At 56.9% G+C, this 763-nt stretch carries 1 protein-coding gene; it reads left to right on the forward strand.

What is annotated here, in order from left to right:
* Positions 1–763: glycosyltransferase (locus NEI07_RS06785; RefSeq protein ID WP_256033582.1), on the forward strand; the 763-nt coding region annotated here is incomplete at both ends.

Genomic DNA, 763 nt, shown 5'->3' on the forward strand with positions numbered 1-763 from the left:
CGATATTGTGGTCGGTTGGCATAACGAAGAGGCGCAATTTATCCTGCCAAGTTCAGCTCGCTATTTCGTACTCGGCGCGCTTCGAACGCGCGGCATTCTTCTTCCTTTCGCGCGTTACTTACGCAACGAACAACCTGATGTAGCGCTAATTTCGATGTGGCCGCTTACCGTGATCGGCGTGCTGGCGCATCGCCTTGCGGGCTCAAAAGCGCAGTTGGTCCTATGGGATCACAATACTCTTTCGGTGCAATATGGCGATCGTGGCCTAGTGCACAGGATGATGCTCAAGGAAAGTATCGCGCGGATTTATCCTCTGGCGCACGCGCGTGTGGCCTGCTCGGGCGGCGTCGCAGACGATCTTGCAATGCTTTCGGGCATTGCTCGCGAGCGCTTTTCGGTGCTCCACAATCCGTTGCTGCTACGCCCGGATGCCGAAGCTGATGCCGCCGCCGCGGAAGCCGTATGGGGCGGCTGGCGTGGACCGCGGATAATCACAGTTGGGACTTTCAAGGCCCAAAAGAATCACGCGTTGTTAATCCGTGCATTTAAGCATTTGCTGGTTACAAAAGATGCGCGGATGTTGATCCTCGGAACGGGTGACTTGGCGGAGGCAACCGCAGCCGTTGCACGTGCTCATGGCGTCTCCGACAAAGTCATGATGCCGGGTGCAGTCCCAGATCCAACACCTTATTATCGTTCCGCCGACCTTTTCGTGCTCTCGTCGAACCATGAGGGATTGCCGACGGTGCTGCTCGAGGCGCTT

This window comes from Methylocystis suflitae (assembly GCF_024448135.1).
In the GTDB taxonomy this organism is placed as follows: domain Bacteria; phylum Pseudomonadota; class Alphaproteobacteria; order Rhizobiales; family Beijerinckiaceae; genus Methylocystis; species Methylocystis suflitae.